This is a genomic window from Bacteroides sp. BFG-606, assembly GCF_024788145.1.
In the GTDB taxonomy this organism is placed as follows: Bacteria; Bacteroidota; Bacteroidia; order Bacteroidales; family Bacteroidaceae; genus Bacteroides; species Bacteroides vicugnae.
The window spans coordinates 2,295,439-2,316,746 of sequence record NZ_JANUIL010000001.1 but is presented as its reverse complement, the minus strand read 5'-3'; the positions used below and the strand labels follow the sequence as shown (position 1 = coordinate 2,316,746).

The window sequence follows — 21,308 nt, the reverse complement described above, 5'->3', positions numbered from 1 at the left end:
AATGAAAATCTACAAAACATATCTTTATGCGCTCGGTATATTGGCAGGAGGTCTGCTCAATACTTCCTGTGCCGATCTGTTGACTGAAGACCCCAACTCTTATTACGAGAAAAAGGACATATTCTCCACAAAGGCAAAGGCCGCCATGGCCGTTACCGGAGTATACGAACGACTTCCGGAACTTTATGGGTATATGGACATGGCATTTCCCTGTTCGGACGATACTTATTATGTGTCGGGAGTGACTTCGGACAAAGGCCGGCGGGACATCGCCCACTACAAAGTGACCAGTTCAAACACATGGGTAAATAGCGTCTGGCAAGGCAACTACACCGGAATTGAACGTGCCAATTATACCGTTGAAGGTATTGAAGGCATGGCTGATTATGAGAAAGACAAAGAGCTGCAATCACTGGTCGGAGAAGCTAAATTCCTGAGAGCCTTGTATGCATTCAATCTGGTGCGTTACTGGGGAGATGTTCCCTTCAAAACGACTTCTACGAATGTAGACAAAAATGTCTTCCAACCACGTTGCAGCAGAGAAATAATCTACGACCAGATTATTGACGACCTGAATTTTGCCAAGACTCATTTATCGTGGGCTACCCCGGCCGTTACCCCGGAGAAAATCACCCAAGGCGCTGCACGCGGATTGCTTATGCGCGTACTATTGCAACGTGCCGGATACAGTCTTCAAATGAACGGAAGCATTACCCGCCCGGACGATGCCAAGCGCAAAGAATATTTTGAAGCTGTCATCGAAGAGTGGGAAGAGTTCAAAGCAAACGGCTATCATGATTTCTATCCCGAAGGTTACAGAGAGCTGTTCAAAGGTTTCTCGGCAGGAACACTTAACTCTGTAGAAAGCATCTTTGAAATCGCATTTTATAGTCCGGACGGAAATACAGGAGCCAAAGGCTACTGGGGGACTTACATCGGCCCGCTAGTTGCGCATCCCGGCATCTCCGTCACTGAAGTCAACCAGTTCATGGGACGTGCCAATGCGATGTTCCGGGTGGTTCCCGAATGGAAAGGATTCTTTGACGTACAGGAAGAAGACGCAGACGGTAATGTAATAACGGGGGACGAACGCCGTGACGTGATGATTTGCGACTATAAATACAACTGGGACAAAGAAATCTACAATCACGTGAAAGTGGTTAACAAGAACGGAAAAGACTGGTATCCCGGCAAATGGCGCCGCGAATGGATGCCTATCGGATACAAGAACCCGAACGTTACCGATGTCAATTTCTGCTATCTGCGCTATGCGGATGTCGTACTGATGGCAGCCGAAGCCTACAATGAAACGGGTGATACATCCGAAGCATGGAAACTGCTCAACAGCGTACGCAAACGTGCCGGAGCCAGAGAAATTACCACAGAAAATTACACCGAACTGATGAAAGAGAAAGTGTACAAACTCAACTTTATTTCCGATGCTGATGATGCCGGCAAATTCCGTACGGCACTTTATTGGGAGCGTGGTTTTGAACTCGCTTTTGAAGGGCAACGTAAATACGACCTTATCCGCTGGGGAGTTATCAAAGAGGCATTAACCTTGTTCAGCAGCCGTTCATCAGTGAAGAGCTCTTATCCTGCCGGAGACAATTTCCAAAAGGGCAAACATGAGTTATTCCCTATTCCGCTGGACGAACTACAATTGAATCCGATGTTTGAAAGCAAAAACAATCCTAATTATTAAATAATACCATGAAGAAATTAATCAGCAGCATACTACTTTGTTGTCTGGTGTCCGGTGTACAGGCACAAGAGAAGCCGGCACGGATCAGACTTACGGACGTAACGCTTATGCACGAGATGCGTGCCACCCCGTCGCCGTTGGACAAAGCAACGGTGTCCGACCGTGCAGTCTCGTTCCAATGGCCTTTGCAGGCAGATATAGATACTTCCGAAGAAGTATTGGACGGAATGAAGTCCCGCAAGAAGAAAGTAGACAAGTCCCGTTTGAAATACCAGTTACGCTACTCGCAAGATGCAGCGCTGAAAAGTAATGTGATTCAGGAAGAGACCCGCTGGCCTTTCTTCAATCCGGAGAAAGATTTAGCTCCCGGTGTATGGTACTGGCAATACGGATATGTGAATGAAGGAGGAAAGACTCAATGGTCTTCCGTTTTGCAGTTCACGGTTGAAGCCCATCCGGACAAGTTCTGCCCGCCATCATTCAAGACGATGCAGGCAAACCTTTCCAAAAGTCATCCGCGTATATTGGTGCAGAAAGACCAATGGGCGGACTTTATGAAAAACAGCCGGTCGAAACCGGAGTACCAGTGGTATTTGGAACAAGCCGATAAAGTATTGAAGACTCCGATACAGTCTGTCAATAACATCAATACCAAACTGGCTGACGGTCTGGACAACGCCATGCAACGCAGTGCCATGTTAACCAGGGAAAGCCGCCGCATCATCGATCAGGAAGAAGCCAATGTAGAGCTGCTGATACGTGCCTATCTGCTGACACAGGACACGAAATATAGCAAAGAAGCTATAAAGCGTGTGATAGAAATGGTCGGCTGGGATGAGAACAAAAATGTCATGGGCGACTTCAACGCTTTTACCATGCTTTCGCTCAGCTCATTGGCTTATGATTCATTCTACGACCTGCTGGACGAAGGGCAGAAGCAAACTTTGCTGAAAGAGATTAAAAAACGTGGCAGTGAATCCTACAATAACTTCAACAACCGGTTGGAAAATCATATAGCCGACAATCACGTATGGCAGATGACCCTGCGCATTTTCACATTTGCAGCATTCAGCGTGTACGGTGAGCTCCCCGAAGCGGATACATGGGCGGATTACTGTTACAACGTTTGGCTGGCACGTTTTCCCGGTCTGAACAAAGATGGAGCCTGGCACAATGGCGACGGTTACTTTGCGGTCAATTTCCGCACGCTTGTCGAAGTGCCCTACTTCTACACCACCGTCACAGGATTCAACTTCTTCAACGACCCGTGGTATCAGGGTTCCGTGATGTACACCCTCTACCAGCAGCCCCCTTTCTCCAAATCAGCCGGCAACGGTAGCGGACACCAGGGAAATATGAAGCCGAACTCTATCCGTGTGGGATATGCCGACGCATTAGCCCGCATGACCGGCAATACGTATGCCGCCGATTATGTGCGCCGCATCGCCACTACTCCCGACTTCCACAAACGTTTCCTGACTTCCAAATCCGGCAGCCTGGCATGGTTCCGCCTGCAATGCGACAGACCGTTGCCCGAAGGCGAAGGGCTTGCCAATCTCCCGATGGGGTATGTTTTCCCGGAAAGCGGACTGGCTTCCTTTATGACCAACTGGGAGCGTGTGGGTGGAAACGCCATGTTCAGTTTCCGAAGCAGCCCTTACGGCAGCACCTCGCACGCCATTGCCAACCAAAACGCATTCAATACATTCTTCGGCGGAAGCTCGCTCTTTTACAGTAGCGGTCACCACATCGCATTTGTAGACAAGCACAGTATGCTTTGCCACCGTTCCACCCGCGCTCACAACACTATTCTGGTGAACGGCATGGGACAGCGTATCGGTACGGAAGGGTACGGTTGGATTCCCCGTTACTATATAGGCGAAAAAATCGGCTACCTCTTGGGGGACGCTTCCAACGCTTACGGCGAAGAAATCTCCCCTATCTGGCTGGAACGCGGAAAAGAAGGCGGAATAGAATACACTCCTGCCAACGGCTGGGACAAGAACCACCTGAAAACTTTCAGACGTCACACCGTCGCTTTAGGCAAGACCGGATTAGTATTCATCTACGACGAACTGGAAGCCGACGAACCCGTCACCTGGGACTATCTGCTGCATACGGTCATCCATCCGATGAATGTCACCAAGAAAGATAAGTTCGTACACATACAGGCTACCAACAAAAACGGAGCTTCCGACGCTTATCTTTTTTCAAGCGGCACATTAAAGACCGATACGACCAGCCAGTTCTTTGCTCCGGCTGTAAACTGGTTGCGCGCAGATGCCAAAGGACAGTTTGCCGCTTATCCCAACCACTGGCATTTCACAGCGACTTCCGAGAAACAGAAGACGTACCGTTTTGCCACCATTATAAACACACATCTTCTCTCCCGCCCTGTCGCCGACCCGGAGATACTTCCCGACGGACGCATCAAAGTGGGGAGCTGGATTATCAAGGTGAATGTCTCGGCAGAGGGTGCTCCTTCGTTTTTCATCCGCTCTACCCGGAAAGGGGAAGATGTAAACATCACCTATAAAGGCGGAGCGACGATAGTACGTGAAGACGGCTATGAAACGACTCTTGTAGACAAACGTCCGGAACTGGAAATCTAACCGATTATAAGAAACATATGAAAACAAAAAGATACTTAGTACAAGGATTCCTGCTGCTGTTCTGCTCCATGACAGCCATAGCCGGTTCTCCTTCCGAAGAACTGCAACATCCGCAGCATCCACAGAAACAGGAAGGTAAACGTCCGCGCATACAGACTTCCGCAAGCGAGAAAGAAATTGTGTTCAAACCCAATGCGGAAACGGGAAAAGTGGAGACAGCAAAGACCCAAGCAGTCAAAGCCATCGGGAAGGAGCGGAAAGAAACGGCAGCCAAGCCTAAAAAGAAGCCTCATCCGAAGAAAACTTCCGAACGCTACCGGGCGTTCAAGACCAATATTGCTTATGATGCAATCGCCGTGCCGAATCTGGCTTTCGAGATACAATGCAGCGAGCATATTTCCGTAGAGCTTCCCGTCATGTTCAGCGGCTGGGACATCAGTGACAAACACGCAGTCCGTACTTTTGCCGTTCAACCGGAAGGACGCTGGTGGTTGGAAAAAGCAGGGACAGGCCATTTCTTCGGTGTACACGCACACATGGCATTGTTCAACGTGAAATGGGACGAAAACCGTTATCAGAACACGGGGCGTCCGTTATTGGGCGCAGGTGTCAGCTACGGATACAAACTCCCTTTTTCCAAACATTGGGGAGCGGAATTTACCTTGGGAGCCGGCTATGCCAACATGAAGTATAATACCTATTATAATATAGACAACGGTGCTCTGATTGAAACAAAAAGCCGGAATTACTGGGGAATCACCCGTCTCGGTCTATCACTGTCCTATCATTTTTAAGTCTGTTTGATTATGAAAAAGAATACCTATATATCCATTATCCGCACGTTGGGCTGTTTGCTGTTACTGTCGGTTTTCGTAAGCAGTTGCCTTTATGAAGAACCGGAATTGACGGCCGACGGTGAACTCGGAGTAGACCCCACCGCTGTCAACATCATGACGAACCTGACACTGGAAACGTCGTTTGACCCCGTAAATGTGAATCGCGGTACACGCGCGGCAGCCACCACCTACTTGCATCGTTTTGTCGTTGCCGTTTACGAAGGCTCGCAAAAAGTAGCCGGTCAGGTTATCTATCAGGAGATGCAGAGCGGTGAAACAACTGTCAATATCCCGCTTAGCATGAAGTTACATGCCCGTAAGTATCAGCTTGCCGTATGGGCAGACTATGTGGAAAAGCCGGAAGAGGAAACTTATCAGACTTTCTATGATGCAACGGACATGGCATTCATACTACGTGCCACACCCTACAAGGGAAACTCCCGATACCACGACGCTTTCTACGGAAATACCCCATTGGATTTGAGTGCCTATCGCGACCAGTGGAACGTAACCGTTCCCGTAGATGTCAAGATGCTTCGTCCGATGGCATCGTACAACCTGATAGCAACGGATGTAGCCAAATTCCTGAAGAAAGTGACCGACAAGGAAATCACCGGAAAAAGATTTACCATGACTGTCAAATACAACTACTATCTGCCCACAGGGTTTGATGTGTTCACCGGCAGACTGAAAAACTCTTTGCAATATATAGAGTACAATAAGACGGTTGACCTGGCAACTCTCCAGAAAGAGGAAAACAAAGAAGAGTTCAACATCGGTTTCGACTATCTGCTTATCAACAATGAATCCGTATCGTCCATCCCGGTGACTATCGAGATAACGAATGAGAGTAAAACCGTGGTAGCCCGTTACCAGAATCTGAAAATCCCTTATCAACGGAACAAAGAAACAAACATCCGGGGATATTTCCTGACAGCCAGTCCGGGTATCAGTTTCGACCCTGATTTCAACGACGAGGACATCATCATAGATGTAACTCCTATTGTAAAAAACAACTAATAATTATTATACACTTTAATCATTACCATTATGAAAAAGAACTTTGCCTATTTAGCGATTATGCTATTCATGGGATTATTCGCCTCATGTAATCAGGAGAATGACCCAACTACTTCGGACAGCCGGAACAAGCTGGTCAATATCTCCGCCGAACTACCGAAGGAATTTGCCCAAACACGTACCGTTCCGTCAGCAGACGGACATTACCTGCGTTGCATCCTCGAAATAACGAATGAAAACGGTGACCGGGTGTATAGAGAAGAGAAACTGGGAACTGAAGGCAATGCGGATGGTAAACTCTCCTTTACTTTTGCCCTTGAAGAAGCTGGTACGTACAACTACAAGATGTGGGCTGACTTTATTGAAGCCAACGGACAGGAAAAAGATCCTGTGACAGGCCGCTACACCGACAAGTTTTATAACACGGAAGACCTTACAAAGATTACAATCAAAGATCCGGCTTTGCTTTATAACACCGATGCGTGTGACGCATTCTCCGGCAACGGAACTTTCGAGAAAAGTCAGGCAACGTTAGAGAATCCGCTTAGTGTCACATTGATTCGTCCGTTTGCCAAACTGATTGTATCGGACAAGAGTAAGGAGAATTTCGCTAAATGTACTTCTGTCAGTATCAGTCAGGAAATTCCTGGCGGATTCGATGTATCGACAGGTAAGATTTCTACGGAAACAGTGGAAGCCGTTCTTCCGGCTACTGCTCCTATCGGCACAGGAGAACAAGAAGGAGAAGGATTTGATTTAAGACTCTTCTCATGCTATATCTTTGCAGACAACGACGCTCTGGGAGAAATCGGACTGACTTTTGTAACTACCGACGGTGGCCGTACAGTCGCCATTCCCGCCAATGTGCCGGTGAAAAAGAACACACGCACACTGGTAAGAGGATACCTTGTAGCCGAATCACAAAACAACGGACAGATTGATACTGATTTCGGTGATTGGAATCCGGATATAGACGGAGGAGACGTTGAACCGACAGAACCGACTATCGACCCGAAAATTGGTGATTACTATTATAAGAACGGTGAATATTCTTCGGAACTGAGGACGGATGCCGAAAACCCATGTATCGGAGTTGTATTTGCCACTAAAGCTATAAACGGCGATGAAGCAAGCAATTATGGTGAATATACCCGTATCAAAGGATATGTGATGGCTTTGGAAAGCGCGCCGAGCAATACACGTAAAGAATTCTGTGATAAAGCTATGAATGGTACAATTGATTTCACCGGTATGGAATTGGTAAAAACAGGCTATGAAAATACGAAAGCCTTTTTAGCGGACAGTCGCTATACAGACAACAGTACCTCTTATCCACTACTTCTCGACTTTATCGCATTCAAAGAAAAAACAGCCACTCCCGAAAAGTCCAGTGGATGGTATATACCTTCTATCGAAGAGTTAAAAGAAACAATGATTAAATATCACGGTTTCGAGGAAACTCCAGCCAACAATGTATTCGTTGAAGCCGTAAATGCCATAGAGGGTGCCAACCAGTTTGTTCACACTACATCTGCACGTTACTTACTTTCCAGCAGTATCAGTAATAAAACAATTACCCCTGTAACGTTAACCGACGGTGTATTAGATACCAATACCAGAACGCAGGCAATATTTAATTCAGATCCGCAAAAAGCCGGTGTGCAAGGACAAATCCGTCCTATCCTCACTATCTTGGAATAAACAGCCAAAAGCGAAACACAATAGAAGAGCCAAGATAAGCAAGGCATCCCCTGCTAGCCTTGCTTATCGGCTTTTCCTCTTTATTTGCTATTTAATTTCGTTTTATTTCCTCTTTATCTCCCAATCAATCTTTTATTTAATTCATCCTTATGAAAACAACTCTCCGCTTCAGCACTCTTTTCTTCATGCTTGCCTGCCTGTTTTTAGGCACTGCTTGCAGCGACGATGCACTTCCCGAACCGACAGACACGGGAACGGAACAGCCGGGAGAATCTCCCGATGCCTTACACGACAAGACACGGGAAAAGCCCTATCCTAAAGCGGACAATGAACTCTACATCAATCCCGCTCCGTTCATCGTGCCCCAAGCCATGAAGACCGGAGACAAACTTCAATTTGCCTTTTCACAGTCGAAAGACTTTCCTGATACAGAAACCACTGTATCCACTCCCCGGCAATGGTGTATGTACAATGCGCACCGGATACTCAAAAGCGGTACATGGTACTGGCGTTTCCGCTCTGTCGGCAATGACGGAACCGAACAGGCATGGAGCGAAACCTACTCTTTTGAAGTAAAAGACGAAACGCCCAAATTCGTAACTCCTACCTTTGAGACATTGCTCAAGAATGCTCCCCGCACTCACCCCCGCCTGTTCTGTTTTCTCGACAACGGACTGGAACAGGCACGGCGTAATGTCAAGTCGCATCCCGAATACAAACAATTAACAGGCCGTGCACAAACGGCATTGGGCACGGATTACTCTCTTCTTCCCAACCCTTACGACGCAGCCGCCCAAATAAAAAACTCCGTCCAACATCTGTATCAAGCCTATCACCTGATACAAGACAAAAAATATGCAGACAAACTGCACGAGATACTGACCATTCTGCTGGCATATCCCGTATCGGACTCCCAACTGTTTGCCAGTAATTTCGGCGCTACGGATATCGCCATCAGCTTTATCGAAATCTACGACTTACTCTACAACGAACTGGCTCCGGAAGAAAAGCTCGGAATTGAAGAACTGTTGATGCGTGTTTCGCGCTACTATTTCCAATCAAACTGCGGAAGACAGGAAAACCATATTTTCGATAACCACTTCTGGCAACACAATATGCGCATATTGTTCCAGGCTTGCTTCATCCTTTACGATAAAGCAGCCTATGCGGACGAAATTCTCCCGATGCTGGAATACTATTATGAAATATGGAGTGCCCGCGCACCGGCTTCGGGGTTCAACCGGGACGGAATATGGCATAACGGAACGGGCTATATCGCCACCAACATAAAGACACTGTATTATATTCCTTCCCTCTTCTCGCACATCACGCGAAGTGATTTCCTGAAACATCCGTGGTATCTGAACGCAGGGAAAGCACTGGTCTATACCAGTCCACCCCACTCCAAAAGCATCGGATTCGGTGACGGAAGCGAGAGCGGAGAAGAGCCGAGCCGGGTATTAGCCGCTTTTGCCGACTTTCTGGCTAAAGAGAACGCCGACCCGTATTCGGGCTGGTATGCCGGCCAATGCAAGGAGTTGGTACAGCAAGACTATGAGTTCAGGCTCTACCGCATGGTACGCACTCAAAGCTATGTCACCGAACTGCCATCGAACACTCCCAAGCTCATCTGGTATAAAGATGCGGGAGAAGTTGCCATACATACCCATCTGGCGAATCCGGAACAGGATATGGCTATCGGCTTCCGTTCCAGCACCTTTGCTTCGGGCAGCCATACGGTAGCCAATCAAAACAGTTTCAATCTCCTTTACAAAGGAGTGGATGTGTACCGCAGCAGCGGATACTACCAGAACTTCAGCGACGCGCACAACTTGATGTCTTACCGCCATACCCGCGCCCACAACACTATTTTAGTCAACGGCATCGGCCAGCCTTATTCCTTGAAAGGATACGGCAACATCACCCGTGCCATGGGCGGCGACCACATTTCCTATTGTCTCGGAGATGCCTCCCACGCTTATAGCGGCATCAGCGACGACCCGATGTGGGTGACCGCCTTTGCAGCCGCAGGCATCACCCAAACCCCGGAAAACGGATTCGGCAAAACTCCGCTTACCAAATACCTGCGCCACCTGTTGTTGCTGCATCCTTATACCGTAGTCATCTACGACGAACTGGAGGCTTCCGAAGCTGTCCGCTGGGACTGGCTCCTGCACAGCCCCACGCAATTCCAACTAGACAAGGACAGGAACATGAGTGTCACCGAAAACACGACGAAAGGATTCAAAACCGTTGTTCGGCAATTCAGCAATTCTTCTTTTGAATACTCGCAAACCGACCAGTTTGTTGTACCGCCTGCCACCCCCGCTCCTGCCCAATGGCATCTGACTGCAACCTACAGTCCTTGCGCCCAAAACCGTATCCTGACTATTATTCAGATTACGCCGGATTCGGAACAGACTCCGGCAATCGTACGTACCGGAGACAGTTTCCAATGTGACGACTGGAGCATCCAAGCCGTCCTAAGTCCCTCCCAACCGGCCGAACTGATAGTCACCAACCGGACAAACAGCGCGCTATTCAGCTATTCGGCAGACAACCCGGTCATCGACGGAAGTATGTATCTCCGGAAGTCTCCCCGTTCTTCTTTACTCTACGACCAATCGAACGGCAGATATGGCGTGACGGAACAAACGGATTATATCCCGGCTTCCACACGGGCTGTCGACTATGAACATAAAACAAATCCCTAATTGACTATTATGAATATGAAACAAGTATCTATCTTTCTAATTCTACTGTTCGCTTATTGCGGCGCTTACTCTCAAAGCTCCAAAGAAACCATATCGGCTTTTTACACTTTCGACAACGAAGAAGAAATTGCCGACTGGCTGGTGGAAGGAGAAGGCAAAGCGTATATCGAAAACGGAAAGCTGATTCTGGAACCTCTGTTCTTTCCACTTATGGAAACGTTGATGAAAGCCGGAGCTATCTCCGACGACAACCGCATGAAAGAATACGAGCCCTATCTCTATGCAGCCATGAAAGCCAAATACGGAAAGGACGTCAGAAACTATTTTCTTTTAGGAAAAGGAAAGCCCGTATTCATGGGCGGACATTTCAACGTATGGAACCGCCGCATCCGGACATCCGATAACTTTGCCATCGAATTTGATTTCACCCCGCTTTCACCCGCTCCCTTGCACATGCTGATGTTCTGCGGCTCCGGCTTGGAAGGAGAAAGCGTTTTCGATGCTTCCCTGCCCGCACGCTACGGAGTGGAAGACGAAACGATGTACGACATGGCAATGTATCGCGTCTCATTCTTCCATAAATCACGCCGGAAGGCTAACTTGCGCCGTGCCCCCGGCAAGATTATGGTTGCGCAGGGAGCAGATGTGGTGGTTTCGGAAGACTGGACGACAACCAGCCGTTGCCGGGTGGAAAGAATCGATGGGACAGTGCGATTCCTGATAAACGGAAAAGAAAGTTTCTCCTTCAAGGACGAGCAGCCGTTGAAAGGCGACAACTGGGGATTCAGACTAATGGCTTGTGCCAAAGGAGCGTATGACAATATTAAAGTACTCACAATTAAATAAGGTATCCTTATGCATATCAGACAGACATTTATATGGCTGCTTTTACTGCTCGCTTATAGCAGCATTCATGCGCAAATTCCGAAGGAAGCCGTAAATCCGAAAGAAGCCATAAATCCGAAAGAAACCGTATCCGCGACCTACACGTTCGATACGGAAGAAGAGCTTGCCGACTGGTTGGTGGAAGGAGAGGGCAAAGCATCCATAGAAAACGGGAAACTGATTTTGGAACCTCTGTATTTCCCGCTTATGGACTCTTTGATGAAAGCCGGAGTAATCTCCGAAGATAACATCATGGAAGAATACAACCCCTATCTCTATACGGCAATGAAAGCCAAATATGGAAAAGACATCGCCAGGTATTTCCTGCGGGGAAAGGAAGAAGCGATATTTACAGGCGGACACTTCAATATCTGGAACCGGAAAATCAAAACAGCCGAAAACTTCGCCATCGAATTTGATTTCACTCCCCTTTCGCCCGCCCCCTTGCACATGGTTCTGTTTTGTGCTTCCGGACTGAAAGAAGAAAGCATCTTTGCTCCTTCCCTGCCCGCACGCTACGGTCTGGGCGAAGAACTGATGTATGACATGAAAACCTACCGCCTTTCATTCTTTCATCAGTCACGCCGGAAAGCCAATTTGCGCCGGGCTCCGGGCAAAGTCATGATTGCCCAAGGAACAGATGTAGTTACTTCGGAAGACTGGCGTACAACCAGCCATTGCCGGGTGGAAAGAATCGACGGAACCATACGCTTTCTGATTAATGGAAAAGAAAGTTTCTCCTATAAAGACAAGGAACCATTGAAAGGCAACAACTGGGGATTCAGACTAATGGCTTGTGCGAAAGGAGCGTATGACAATATACGGATTATCACAATCTATCAATAGCCAACTCCAGTCGGCTATGTGGTCAAGTAGAGTTGTCTATTCAGCCAACTACTGTCAGCTATGTGGCCGACTGCATTTGGCTAACCCCATCTTACCTGTTTCCACCCGGTATTCAATCGTATTCGCTTTCTTATGTCCTTTCAGATTAAGGAAGCACCTACACTTTTGTCTTAACCGGGACTTCTTTCTTAAAAGTGTGAACAGAGTGAAGGGTGTGAAAGGCTAAAAAGAGAGCCTTAAATCACAGTATACATCTGTCATACTACAACTTACGGATTGGTGAAACTTGTGAAAAGCAAAAGTGAATTATAAAACCAGAATGAATCAGAATCAGTTTTGATTTCGTCTTTTACAGCTTATTGTCAGAAAATGAAATTCTTTAAATAGAATCTGAAAGTCATTTAATGTCCAGTTACCTATCTTTGCCCCCATGATAAGCATAATCAGCGTTAAAGAATTAAATAACACAATACCATGAAAAAAGATTTTCTACCTTTTTTAATTGCATGTTTCATCTGTTCATGCATCAGTTTTCAGGCATACGCACAGGAAAAAGTGTTTGCCACTTATTTTGATATTCCTGTCAATAGCCCGGAAGGAACGGAAGTTACCGGACGCATTCATCTGGAAAGGAATAAAGATGTACTGACTTCTCCTATCCCCAAGGGATATAAGTTCGAGATTGTCACACAGCCTGCGGAAGCACTGTTCAAGATAGAAACCCGCTACGATTTATCCCAGCGTATCATGGGAATATTGAGCGTTGACAAAAAGAAAAAGACCGGCCCCAAAGCCATCTCCTATCCCATGACAATCGCCCTGAAAGACGGGAACAGGGAAATAGAGAAATTCGATATTACGGTTCATATCGCTAAAAGCACTTTATGGACGTTATTATACGACCGCTACCTTCCCCATGCCATCGGCAACAGCCGCTTGTATGGCCGGATGAAATACTCAGACAAAGAAGTAGCGGAGATAATAGATGAATTAGAAAAGAATAACGGACGTTTCAGCGGATTCAGATGTTATACTGCCCGTCCACAGGATTATAAAGCGGAATTCAATCCTAAGAACGACCATCTCAACACAAAAACCATTGAATATGACTGGGAAAAAGTAGCCAACCGGATTGGAGGACTCGGCTATGCGTATGCCACATCGAAAGTCTATGGTCCGGAAGGTTTGCCGGAGAAAAGGAAAGAATTGCGCGATGCTTTATACAAAGCAATATTAGCCTATACCCTGTCTGTTCCAGTGGAAGGGAAAGAGGTGGAAATAAACGGGAAGCCTATCGGCAATTGCACCGGCGACGCTTTCAGCCTGCTTCAAGCCAACAAGCTGTCGGGCGTTCAGATACCGACTCATCAGTGGGTGCTGACAGACCCGTTGGTGGTGCCTGCACTCTACCTTATGCCTGACATTCTGAAAGGGATGCAGGAAAATGACGAGACCTGCCTCAAAGTGCATAATGCACTGGTACGTTATAATCAGTTATTTATGTCCATCATAAAGGGGCGCAGAGCTATTGACAACCCCAAAGAACGCTGGGGGAAATACAGGATACTCTTTATTCATCCGGAGCGTGGACAGATGCCAATCTGGGACATCGCTCGCGCACCATGTTGGCTCTCCCGCTTATCTGGGCGGACTACAACCGTCCGCTGACGTACGTACAATACTGGTATAGCGACTTCTATAAGGATAAGCCTTTCAAGAATTTCAGTTTCTCTCCCGGATGGAGTCCGCAAGGAGTGATAGCCGACGTCAGCCGATGGATGACGAAATACAATATTCCCGCACACAAGTATATCCAGTCGGGATTTCAACCGGATGGCACCATATCCCACCACATTGGCCGTGCTACTGACGCAGCTATGGTAGCCTACGGCTTTGAATGGCTGACGGATTGCAACGTGGGATACCAATATTTCAAGAACACGCCCTTCAAAGTAGCTGCCCCGCAGTATCAGTTCCAGTTAGACCATTTATTGAATGTATATCCCAAGTTAATCTATAAGCAGCACATGGACTTCCTCGTCGCCGGACGTTCTTATCTGGACGATTTGAAAGGATTTGCAACCAAGAGCTATCCCAGAGCGGTCAATGAAATGCTGAAAGCCCGAAGCAAAGATACCCAATTGAGTGGAGTGGAAGAATTGCAGACAGTAATCAAAGCAATCAAAGCGAATACTCATGAATATTCGGGTACGGATGCTTATTGGGTGAATGAATATCTCGTGCACCGCCAGGGCGAAAACGAACCTGCGTTCTATGCGTCCCTGAAACTGAAATCGGAACGTACGGTAGGAGCCGAAGATTTCAGCAAGGTACGCAAGTCCTGGCATCTGGGATATGGCATCCTGCAACTTAAAGTACGCGGAGATGAATACGCCAGCCGCGTTTTGAAGAATTATGACTGGCACGCCGTGCCGGGACTGACGGAAGAATGGCGTACCGACGCCCTGCCCGCCGAAGGTGGCGCACAGGCTTCTTTGCCCGGATTAAACAAAATATCCGGTGTACTGGCCGACGGCAAAACGGGTATGGGAATCTACCACCATCTGCCGAAAGAGAAATACAGTTCCTCAACCGCATTCAAAACGTACCATTTCATCGAGGATAAAATCATCGCACTGGGAAGCGGCATCTCCCGTCTCCGTCCGGGACAGGGAAAGGATATCACCACATTCCTCGACCAGTCTGCCTTCAACCGCGAACTGACCTGGTGCGTCAACAGTAAAGAGCAAACTGTGAATCCGGGTGAATCGGTGAATATCACCGAAAATATAGAATCTGTCTGCTGGCTTCACCAAGGAGAGAAAGGGATATATCATTCTGCCGAAAAAGAGGCTGCAACTGGTGATTAAAACCGGAAAAGAAATCAATATCACCGACCGGGCAATAGCCGACAAACAGCCTAACTTTATTATCGCCCTCAATCACGGAGTCACTCCGGGAAGCGGTCTGGATGATAGTTATGCCTATTACCTGATACCCAATATCGGCAAAGAGGGGATGAAAGCCCGCGTGGCAAACCTGCAAAAAGAGATTACGACCGTAGAAAACACGGCTTCCGCCCATGCGGTATATTCCGCTGCCGACAAGACCTGGCAATATGCTTTCTTCAAGCCCGGAACGATTTCCGCAGGAAAGACTGAAGTGACTTCCGACGATGTGGCATTAATCATGCTGCGCGATAACGGTGACAGTTGGACTTTATCTGCTTCCAATCCGATGCCGGACGGCAAAAAACAGAGACTGACTTTCCGTGTCAGCACTCCTCTGGCGGCAGGCACTTATACCTACCGGACAAAAGGTGTTTATCCGCTGGAAGGAGAAACCGTGACTGTTTCTCCGGATAAAGGGGGGTGCAAAGGTGGTGGTTGAGCTGCCGGACATCAGAGATGAGAAACAGTACAATTATCAGTCCGACTTATATGCGGCAACCCCGATTGTAGTTACTATTCCTAAATAAATCGTTTTCAATATAATACACCAGCATCATAAGAAGATGCACTTATCATCATTGGTTGAGATATGAAATCACTTCAAAAAAGAAATATACTTATTCTTCTACTCCTGACCGCCTGTTTCTGCGGAAACTCGCAGAGTTTTGCCGCCGAACCGGGAAAGAAGGTTCCGCAATGGGTTCAACACGCTTTTTCCGTGATTGAGAAACAGGCACAGAAGATGTCTGCCAAAGTAGAAAAAACATCTTGCCTTCCCCGTTCCATCCAACGGGGAATGGTAAGTCCGACCGACTGGACCAGCGGCTTTTTTCCGGGAATGTTGTGGTATGTGTACGAATATACCGGAAAAGAAGAATGGAAAGCGCGTGCCGAACGTGCCACTGCCTTACTGGAAATGGAACAGTTCAATGCTTTCGACCACGACATAGGTTTCAAAATGTATTGCAGCTACGGTAACGGATGGCGGCTGACCCGGAATCCGGACTATAGCAAAATTATTTTCCGTTCTGCCAAGACTTTAAGTTCACGCTATTCATACAAGACAGGGCTTATCATGTCTTGGGAAGAAGACAGCACACGTGACTGGCAGTTCCCGGTTATTATCGACAACATGATGAATCTGGAATTACTGATGGAAGCCTATAAATTATCCGGAGACACCACATTGCGCCACATCGCCCTTTCCCATGCCGACAAAACAATGAAATGCCAATACCGCGAAAACTATTCATGCCCCCATGTGGTAGACTATGATGCGGAAACGGGCGAAGTCCGCAAATTCGACTGGAACAACGGCTCCGATGATGTCCGTGTTTCGACCTGGGCACGCGGACAGGCATGGGGACTTTATGGGTTCACGATGATGTACAGGGAAACAAAGAACCCGAAATACCTGCGCCATGCCGAACATATCGCCGACTTTCTCATACAGCATCCCAACCTGCCGGCAGACGGAATTCCTTATTGGGACTATTCCGGCAGCCAGGTTTCAACGATACGGGATGCTTCCGCCGCTTCCGTGATGGCATCGGCGTTCATTGAGCTAAGCACCTACTCTCCCCATAAAGGCTACTTCAAAACCGGAGAAAAAATGCTGAAAAGTCTCTCTTCCGATGCGTATCTCGCCAAACCGGGAAAACATTCTTTCTTTATTATAAAGCAGGCTATCGGGAATTATCTCCGAAACAGCGAACTGGAAGGTGGATTGTCATACGCCGACTACTACTATGTGGAAGGGTTGCTGCGCTACTTAAAACAAATCAACCCATCCATGGAACAGAAGTAAAAACATCGAATAGGCTGGAAATGTGAGATGAATAATCCGAAAGTATATTTGGCTATTGAATGAAAGATGATTATCTTTACCTTACATTTGTAGTATTCACATTTATCATTCAGCACACATGAGAAACCGATATTTGCAAACAAGCCTCATCTCCGGCCTCTTCCTCTGTTTACTATCCGTTTCGTTCTGCCATGCGGCGACCGGCGGATCGGAACACATTCATTTCCGGCGTCTGTCGGTCAATAACGGAATGTCGCAAAATACGGTTCTCGCCCTCACGCAAGACCATAACGGTAAAATCTGGGTGGGAACCATGGATGGTCTGAACTGGTATGACGGATACCGTTTCGCTCTCCTCTACAAGAATCTGAACGACAGCACCAGTTTATCCAACAATCATGTTTACTCACTCTGTACCGACGCAGAAGGTACTGTATGGGTAGGCACTTTAACCGGACTATCCAGATATAACATTGTAGGAAACAACTTCACCAATTTCTACTTACCCGGAAAATTACCCATACAAATATTCGCCATAGAAGACCTGAACGACAAGAACCAGCTCTTATTGGGAACCAATAGCGGGCTTGTTGTCTTTGATAAAAAAACGGGGTACATGAACCTGCATCCCCTTCTGCGGAAAGTCAACGTTTATTCCATTTGTAAAATAAAAGATGAAGTGTTGCTTGGAACTTCATCCGGTCTCTACCATTACCATCCCCATGACAATTCTGCCGTGCAACTGCTTCCGGAATTGAAAGAAGAAGTGTTCTCGTCCATTCTCCACGACCCGAGAAAACAGGTCAGCTGGCTGGGGTCGCTGACCAACGGAGTCTATTGCATAGATGAAAAATTCCGGATAAAGAAACATTATTATGACAAAAGCCCGCAGCAACTAGCTGAAAAGGCCGTCCGCACATTGGCACAGGATGACAAGGGAAGAATCTGGATCGGTACCATAAATGCCTTATTCATATTGGAACCTGAAACCGAAAAAATACAGAGACACGCCTTCTCCCATGAGGATCAAAATTCATTGGGACATAACTCTGTACGTTCCATTCTAAAAGATAATCAGGGAGGAATGTGGGTAGGTACTTTCTATGGCGGACTGAACTATCATCATCCCATGGCTCCGGCATTCGGGACGTTAGTTTATTCAGCCTACAAAAATTCCATCAGCGACAACACGGTCAGTTGCATCGTCGAAGACCCGCATACCGGCAATCTCTGGATAGGAACCAACGATGGCGGGCTGAACGAGTATGACCGTAAGAACAACCATTTCTCGGTTTACCGGGCCAATCATCACAACGCCCGCGCATTGCAATCGGACAATATCAAATGTGTATTGCCCGACGCGGACGGCATTTATATAGGAAGCCACGGCGGTGGATTGAGTTATTTATCCGCCCGCACCAAGCAAATTGAGAACTATACTTTCCCCGAAGCTGTCTCTTTCAGCAACAGTTGTTACTCTTTACTGGACGGACAGGACGGAACACTTTGGGTAGGTTCCATCATCGGATTGTACCGTTTCGATAAAAAGACCGGGCAGCTATCCCTGCATCCTCTGGCACAAGAATATCCCCGGCTGAACTCCATCCTCATATCCGTCCTATACCGCGATTCGGCAAACCGGATATGGATTGGAACGGAAGAAAGCTTGTTCGTATATGCCAACGGCAAACTGGAAGAATGGAAAGACGGCACATCCGGCGTTCCGGCTCTGATACAGGCTTTCTGCATACAGGAAGACAGCAATCATCGTATCTGGATAGGCTCCTCCGACGGCCTGTATAAGTCGGATGACGGAAGTGTCGGACAGCAAGTCCGCTATTCTACACAGAACGGATTGCCTAACAATTTCATCTATGGCATACTGGAAGACGGACGGGGACGGCTCTGGCTCACGACCAACCGAGGTTTATCCTGTTTTGACCCTGCCGAAGAGACGTTCCTCAATTATACCGTACAAGACGGATTGAGCCACGGGCAGTTTAACACTTACGGAGCGTGTAAGACCAAGGACGGCATCTTCTTTCTGGGAAGCCTGCAAGGAATTACCTATTTCAATCCGTATGAGTTTGTAGACAATCCGTATTCTCCGAATGCTGTCATTACGGGAGCCAGCATCCAGAACCAGCCTGTGGCAAAAATAAAAGATGGCGTTTCCAAGTTTTTCCAGGCAGATGACGGGAAACTATTAGGAATGTCCTTTCCTTCCAACCGCAAGTTATTCAGCGTCCATTTCTCCGTAATCAATTATCTTTCCGGCAGACGGAATCTGTTTGCCTACAAACTGGAAGGATTTGATGAGGACTGGATTTATTCGAGGCAGATTGTTCCGTCGAGAGGTGTCGCCTATTCCAATCTGCCGCCGGGGAAATATGTATTCAAGGTAAAAGCCTGCAACAACAATGGCCGCTGGAGTATTACTCCGACCGAATTCTTTGTACATATCACTCCTATGTGGTATCAGACATGGTGGGCAAAGATGCTCTATGTCTTATTTACATTGGGCGGACTTACTTTCATCTTCTATTTCTTCATTGCCCGCGCGAAGATGAAAATGCAGATGCAGATTGAACATCTGGAACGCAATAAGATTGAAGAAATCAGCCAAGAGAAAGTACGCTTCTACATCAATATGTCCCACGAACTGCGTACTCCGTTGAGCTTAATATTGGCTCCTCTGGAAGAACTGGTAGAAGAGAAGAATAAGTTTGACGACCGGATTCAGCAGAAACTTTCGTATGTGTACAGAAACGGACGCAAATTACTTCACCTTGTCAACCAGTTACTGGATTTCAGAAGGGCAGAGTCGGGAGCGCTTCCCATTCATGTTGCCATGAATAACGTGGATGAACTGGCCGGAAATGTCTTTACGATGTTCAAGGAGAACGCGCAAAAAAGAAACATTGCCTATCAGTACCGGTCGGAACTGGATGCGAGCCTGCTCCCGATAGACAGAACATATGTGGAGATGATACTAACCAACCTACTTTCCAATGCGTTCAAATTCACTCCGGACGGTGGAGAGATAACGCTCTCTGTCTGGAAGAAAGAGAATTGTTTCGGATTCACGGTCAAAGATACCGGCGTCGGAATCGCGCCGGAGAAATTAGCACGCATCTTCGAGCGTTTCTATCAGGCGAGCGAAGGCAGGAAGGGAAGCGGAATCGGACTTTCATTAGTCAAATGCCTGGTCGAAAAGCATCACGGAAGTATCAGTGTGGAGAGTAAGCCGAACCAAGGCAGTGAATTCCGTATCGAGTTGCCGTCCGATCTGTCAGTATATGCTCCGGAAGAAATAGAGAACCCACATGAACAGCATATCCCCGAACTACAAACGGCTTCATTAGCCACTGAAACAATGGTGGAGGACGGAGAGTTCCGGGCAATAGAGCAATCTGCCGCACCGACGGAAAATGAGTCATCGGATGAGATTACAGAAACAATCCTGCTGGTGGATGATAATAAAGAGATGGTGGACTATTTGAAGAATAACTTTAAATCCAAATACATCACATTGACCGCCGGAAACGGGGAAGAGGCACTGGCCATCCTGAAAGAACAGAAAGTGGACATTGTATTGTCCGATGTCATGATGCCGGGTATTGACGGGATAAAGTTGTGCGAACTGATAAAAAAGAATATGCAGACCTGCCATATTCCTGTCATTCTCTTATCGGCCAAAGGTAGTATCGAAGCCCAGACAACCGGTATCCAGACCGGTGCGGATGACTATATCCCCAAACCTTTCTCGATGAGTCTGCTAAAAGGTAAAATCAGTAATATACTGAAAGCAAAGCAGCGGTTGAGGCACTACTATTCCAACACGATTGACATTGATACGGCGAAAATAACGTCCAATGCGCTGGATGAAGAGTTTATGAGCAAAGCGATACAGATAGTCGAGGAAAATATTGACGATGAAAATTTCACGGCGGATGATTTGGCGGAGAAACTTTGCATGAGCCGTTCTTCCTTGTACCTCAAGATGAACTCGATATCAGGGGAACCGCCGGCTAACTTTATCCGTCGTATCCGTTTTAATAAAGCCTGCAAATTATTGCTGGAAGGAAGGTATTCGATTTCCGAAATCAGTAACAAGGTCGGCTTTAGCTCGCCCTCCTATTTCTCTACCAGTTTCAAGAAACACATGGGTTGTCTGCCTTCCGACTATGTGAAAAACCAAGGAAAGAGAGAGGCTGAATAATATTCAGCC

At 47.3% G+C, this 21,308-nt stretch carries 13 protein-coding genes; all 13 read left to right on the top strand.

Annotation, left to right across the window (positions count from 1 at the left end; all coding sequences use genetic code 11):
- Position 1: 1 nt before the first annotated feature.
- The 13 genes from NXV01_RS08260 to NXV01_RS08200 all read left to right on the top strand — a co-directional run bounded on the left by NXV01_RS08260 (position 2) and on the right by NXV01_RS08200 (position 21,299).
- Complete coding sequence (locus NXV01_RS08260; RefSeq protein ID WP_148366560.1) at positions 2-1,705, top strand: RagB/SusD family nutrient uptake outer membrane protein; 1,704 nt, start codon at positions 2-4, stop codon at positions 1,703-1,705.
- 8 nt (positions 1,706-1,713) lie between these two features.
- Entirely contained in the window at positions 1,714-4,317 is a 2,604-nt protein-coding gene (locus NXV01_RS08255; RefSeq protein WP_259022147.1) for a DUF4962 domain-containing protein, read from the top strand.
- A gap of 17 nt (positions 4,318-4,334) precedes the next feature.
- Positions 4,335-5,111: a DUF3575 domain-containing protein gene (locus tag NXV01_RS08250; RefSeq protein ID WP_195648638.1), complete on the top strand. Its 777-nt coding sequence runs from the start codon at positions 4,335-4,337 to the stop codon at positions 5,109-5,111.
- 12 nt (positions 5,112-5,123) lie between these two features.
- Entirely contained in the window at positions 5,124-6,173 is a 1,050-nt protein-coding gene (locus tag NXV01_RS08245; protein ID WP_148366563.1) for a DUF6562 domain-containing protein, read from the top strand.
- Between the two features lie 30 nt (positions 6,174-6,203).
- Positions 6,204-7,874 (top strand): DUF6562 domain-containing protein, encoded by a 1,671-nt coding sequence (locus NXV01_RS08240; RefSeq protein ID WP_259022146.1) that lies wholly within the window; start codon positions 6,204-6,206, stop codon positions 7,872-7,874.
- Between the two features lie 149 nt (positions 7,875-8,023).
- Positions 8,024-10,588, top strand: a complete 2,565-nt coding sequence (locus NXV01_RS08235) for a DUF4962 domain-containing protein (RefSeq protein ID WP_409012924.1) — start codon at positions 8,024-8,026, stop codon at positions 10,586-10,588.
- A gap of 15 nt (positions 10,589-10,603) precedes the next feature.
- A complete protein-coding gene (locus NXV01_RS08230; protein ID WP_229118797.1) occupies positions 10,604-11,434 on the top strand; it encodes a DUF1961 family protein in 831 nt (276 codons plus the stop codon).
- A gap of 9 nt (positions 11,435-11,443) precedes the next feature.
- Positions 11,444-12,319 carry a YesU family protein gene (locus NXV01_RS08225; RefSeq protein WP_259022145.1) on the top strand — a complete coding sequence of 292 codons (876 nt, stop codon included), beginning with the start codon at positions 11,444-11,446 and terminating at the stop codon, positions 12,317-12,319.
- Positions 12,320-12,793: 474 nt separating this feature from the next.
- The gene (locus NXV01_RS08220) at positions 12,794-13,987 is read left to right on the top strand and encodes a hypothetical protein (protein ID WP_259022144.1); all 1,194 of its coding nucleotides are present in this window, start codon (positions 12,794-12,796) and stop codon (positions 13,985-13,987) included.
- Positions 13,942-15,189, top strand: coding sequence for a polysaccharide lyase family 8 super-sandwich domain-containing protein (locus tag NXV01_RS08215; protein WP_259022143.1), 1,248 nt, complete (start codon positions 13,942-13,944; stop codon positions 15,187-15,189). Before NXV01_RS08220 ends, NXV01_RS08215 begins: the two co-directional genes overlap by 46 nt.
- Positions 15,182-15,709 (top strand): polysaccharide lyase beta-sandwich domain-containing protein, encoded by a 528-nt coding sequence (locus NXV01_RS08210; RefSeq protein WP_259022142.1) that lies wholly within the window; start codon positions 15,182-15,184, stop codon positions 15,707-15,709. Before NXV01_RS08215 ends, NXV01_RS08210 begins: the two co-directional genes overlap by 8 nt.
- 150 nt (positions 15,710-15,859) lie before the next feature.
- Positions 15,860-17,077, top strand: coding sequence for a glycoside hydrolase family 88 protein (locus NXV01_RS08205; protein ID WP_259022141.1), 1,218 nt, complete (start codon positions 15,860-15,862; stop codon positions 17,075-17,077).
- Positions 17,078-17,195: 118 nt separating this feature from the next.
- Positions 17,196-21,299, top strand: coding sequence for a hybrid sensor histidine kinase/response regulator transcription factor (locus NXV01_RS08200; protein WP_259022140.1), 4,104 nt, complete (start codon positions 17,196-17,198; stop codon positions 21,297-21,299).
- The last annotated feature ends 9 nt before the right edge of the window (positions 21,300-21,308 follow it).